At 45.4% G+C, this 1,428-nt stretch carries 1 protein-coding gene; it reads left to right on the top strand.

Annotated features, from left to right (window positions below; genetic code table 11):
- A protein-coding gene (tnpC, locus tag R7F64_RS23735; protein ID WP_213963570.1) for an IS66 family transposase occupies nt 1-1,374 on the top strand; the annotation gives its coding sequence in 2 pieces (ribosomal slippage) (nt 1-140 and nt 140-1,374; 1,375 coding nt annotated over the 2 pieces). This gene is flagged as partial in the annotation.
- Nucleotides 1,375-1,428: the final 54 nt, after the last annotated feature.

The following is a 1,428-nucleotide window of genomic DNA, read 5'->3' as shown; positions in this document are numbered from 1 at the left end:
CCTTAACGAAGCAAACGCACTGATTGAAGAGTTGTGGGAACAGTTGCGCCACCTTACCGATAAACAAGCTACTAACTCCAAAAATTCATCGAAACCACCTTCGTCTGACAACCCTAAGGACAAGCATGAGCGAAAAAAGATCAAAGCTCTAGTGGTTGCAATTCGAGAGGAGCTAAAGAAGGCCACACAGGGCATCAACGAAAACTCTCACGACTGAAAGCAACGGATGTAGTTATCGATGGTTTTCCTGAAGTGTGCCCTTGCTGTGCCCAGTCTGATATCGATGTTCAAGGTGGCCCTTACTACCGCCATCAGGTCTTCGATATTCCAAAACCCACTGTCGATATCACCGAATACCGTTTATTTTCAGGCCAATGTCGGCACTGTAAAGAAACCGTCAAGGCTCAAAAGCCTGACGATGCATCGCAAGGGATTATAGGGCCGAACTTATTAAGTTACATTGGAGTTCTTGCAGGGCAATATCACCTCAGTGTTCGGAAAATCCAATCTCTACTTAAAGAACAGCTTGGCACAACCTTTTCGGTCGGCGCGATTAGCGAAGCGCAAACGAAGGTCGCTTCAATGCTAACGCCATTGCATCAGGCGATAAAACAAGCGTTAAAGAAAGCGACTTTGATTCATGCTGACGAAACCTCTCATCACCGAAATGATGAAACGAGCCTTCGTTGGTGTTGGTTAGTGGCCAGTGATGACCTTGTCTATGAACAAATACTCTATTCACGCTCAACCTCCTCAGCAAAAAAGGTCATCGATGAAGACTATGCAGGCATTGTGGTTAGCGACCAATGCCCAAGCTATAACTGGATAGCCGCAGACCGTCATCAGTTATGTTGGGCACATGTGAAGCGCAATCTTCAGCAAATGGCGGATTATAGTGGCGGTGGCCACACCGCTTATATTGGCAAACATCTTTGTTTGCTGACGAACACCATTTTCCATACTCGGCATCGTTATGAGGAAGGTGAATTGGATTATTCACGGTACTTGCGGCGAATGCACAGGCTACAAAAATCGTTCGATCATTGGTTGAGCAAAGGGACAGGTGTGATGGTCAAGCGGTATAGAGGGCGATGCAAGTTACTGCTTAAACATAGAGAGAGCTTGTGGGTTTTCCTCAAGAAAACGTCAATCCCCTTAACCAATAATGAAGCTGAGCGATGTATTAGAGGTTTTGTCATTCAAAGGAAAATTAGCTTCGGAACGATCTCGGATGCAGGTGATAAATTCCGAAGTAGGATACATACCCTCATCGAAACCTGCAAAAAGCGTGACTTATCGGCAATGTCAGTGTTGAGTGAAATCATCACGGCTGTTGTGACGAAGAGACCGTACCCAAACGTTTTTGATCTATAAACTGCATATGTTTCTTCAGATCTGGTAAGTCAAGATACCTCGGTGAACGCTTAC

Source organism: Vibrio sp. Vb1980, assembly GCF_033338615.1.
GTDB lineage: Bacteria > Pseudomonadota > Gammaproteobacteria > Enterobacterales > Vibrionaceae > Vibrio > Vibrio alginolyticus.
This window is presented reverse-complemented; position numbering and strand designations above follow the sequence as displayed.